Source organism: Nocardioides sp. CF8 (genome assembly GCF_000389985.1).
In the GTDB taxonomy this organism is placed as follows: Bacteria; Actinomycetota; Actinomycetes; order Propionibacteriales; family Nocardioidaceae; genus Nocardioides; species Nocardioides allogilvus.
On record NZ_CM001852.1, the window covers coordinates 4,171,454 to 4,172,066 of the forward strand.

Here is a 613-nt window from a genome sequence, read left to right on the forward strand (position 1 = left end):
AGCACCGCAGCCTCCAGCCGCGGCCGGATCACCCGGCGCCGACCGACAGCATGCGCAAGCACCGCCACAGCCTCCGCGCCGGTCACGCCGCCACGGTAAGTCCCCTCCACCAGGCCCGGTGTGATGACCACCGCCCGGTGCCCAATCGCCAACGCCACCGGCGTCTGCGGACGCTTCACACGACGCACGCACAGGGAACCGACGTCGACGCCACGACCACCCAGCTCAGCCAGGACCGGCGCCATCACCCGGAACTCGGCCTCCGTCGCCGGCCGCGACCGAGTCAGCAACCCGATCGCCACCACCTCGAGCTGACCCAGCGCCAACGCGCCCAGCACGGCCGCCGAGGCCAGGAACAGCACCAGGCCCAGCGCCGGCGGAAGCAGCGCGAACACCACCACGGCGAGGACGAAGCTCACCAGCAGCGCAGGCCCGAGGGTCACGACCCTCAGCACCGTCATCGGGACCTTCATCTCGACCACCTCCATCGGTCAGCACCAGTGCGAATCTCTCGACTTTGCCGCGGGGTGATCGTCCGACGACCTCCGCGCGACCTAGGCGAACGTGACCAGTCTGTGCCCAACCGCCGACACCAACGGAGTTATCCACAGCC

Annotated in this window: 1 protein-coding gene; it reads right to left on the bottom strand. The window is 70.0% G+C overall.

The window, feature by feature from the left end:
* Window positions 1-473, bottom strand: a 473-nt coding sequence (locus tag CF8_RS22760) for a hypothetical protein (RefSeq protein WP_198016909.1), incomplete at its 3' end; no start/stop codon positions are given.
* Between the last annotated feature and the right edge of the window lie 140 nt (window positions 474-613).